This window comes from Lacrimispora amygdalina, assembly GCF_003432035.1.
GTDB lineage: Bacteria > Bacillota > Clostridia > Lachnospirales > Lachnospiraceae > Lacrimispora > Lacrimispora amygdalina.
In genome coordinates, this window is the sequence record NZ_QOHO01000099.1 from 1 (window position 1) to 1,661 (window position 1,661).

The 1,661-nt window shown below is 38.6% G+C and carries 1 protein-coding gene; it reads right to left on the bottom strand.

Annotated elements, in window-relative coordinates:
• Window positions 1-161: 161 nt before the first annotated feature.
• Entirely contained in the window at window positions 162-1,487 is a 1,326-nt protein-coding gene (locus DS742_RS24835; RefSeq protein ID WP_117419622.1) for an IS1380 family transposase, read from the bottom strand.
• Window positions 1,488-1,661: the final 174 nt, after the last annotated feature.

A 1,661-nucleotide genomic window follows, 5' to 3' on the forward strand; every position in this document is an offset into this window, starting at 1 on the left:
CCCGAATTATTCATGAGAGGGCAATTCTCCCTAAAAATTCAGGTTTCTGTTTTTTGAACTTTTAAGCATCTCATGTAATTGTATTTTCTTCTAAAAAAGGGTATAAAATCCCTGTATTCACTCAAAATTACATGTTCTGCTGTCAATGTCCAGTGTTGTTGCTATTCCAGCTTGGGCTGTAGTCCTCGTATGTTTTCCAAGGTTTCATAGAATTCATCTTTATAAGGGCAGCTGCTACAAAGCTTGAATGTTATATATCTTGCTGAACGAACTACCTTAGCGGCAATCTTCAGCAGTTTCAAACGAATGGTGTCAATCTGCTGTCTTCTCATTTTTGCAGATAATGCTAATCGTTTAAACCAGTTAAATATGTTGTATGCTAGTGCATGAATCTGAAGACGGTTTGCATTTACGATCTTAGAAGAGCTGCTTACCGCTGCAAAATCAAAACCATTTTTACTTTCTTTGATGAAGTTCTCCATGGTGCCACGCTTGCAGTAGAATCTGATTACCTGTTCCGGTTCAGAGTCCATGTTTGTTACAATGAATGTGTACATATGGACAATCTGCTCTGTAGGCTTTTCAATTTTGCATACAACACGAAGAGGATAGTCCCATGAGCCTGCCTGATACATGAATTCACCATAACAGACTGCATAAGAAACCATGTCCTTTTTGGTCTGTTCTGTAAGCTGTTCCTCAATATCAGAGGCTAAATTACGTAGTATGCCATTCTCTTTTAATCGGATGGCATAAGAAACTCCATTGGTTTCGCACTGATGATAGAGCTCTGGTTTGGTAAATCCACTGTCGCCTCTGAGAAGTAACGGAATATCTGGATAGTCATCACCGAATTCATCCAAAAGAGGCTGTAGGAAATCCATTACACCGGTTGATGAATAGTCAGTGCCATCACGCAATTCTATTTTCAAGAGGTCACCTGTAATGCCATCATAACAGACCAGAGGATGATAACCATGATTCTGATAGTGGAAGTTAAATCCTTCCCCTTCCTGATGTCCGTAGGTATTCAGAAGAGTAGAATCCAGATCCAGCAGAATTATTTCAGGTTTCTTAATAGAATACACAACTTTTCTGAAACGACGCATCAGAGTATAGAACTGATTCAATGAATCCTCATCCATACGATTGAAAAATCTTGAAAGAGTCGGTTGCGATGCAAGCGCCTTCTTAACTAGAATAGCGGTCAAGATTGGATCTTTAGTTAGTTCATCTGCGCAGTCGTCTTCAAAATATGCTCCAAGTATTTGGTAGATTACTTGCCAGAGATTTTCGTCATCCTTGTGATAGCGGAAGGATGCGGTATCATTGGTTTTGAATTCTGATTTCAGAAGTTTCACAAAACCAAGTTTGCAGGCGAATTCTTTAATCAGAAGCAGTCCTGCATCGGAGGATAAATCACCTCCATCAAAATTTATTTTCAGATATTTATTGCTTTCTAAAGTGGTGTCTTTTAAAATGGGCATAAGGGCTTCTCCTTTTGTTATATTTTTAGGCTTCGACACCTTAATTTTAACAAATTAGAAGTCCTTTTTGTATGTAATTTTTCTTCACCTGCTAGGTGAAAGCAAAAAGTATCAAAAACACTGTAACTATGCGGCGTAAGCCACTGCTGGACGAATTATCATGAATAATTCGGG

What these genes read in the sequence shown, in the direction of transcription:
- DS742_RS24835 (WP_117419622.1), bottom strand. Translation starts at nt 1,487, where the DNA reads ATGCCCATTTTAAAAGACACCACTTTAGAAAGCAATAAATATCTGAAA.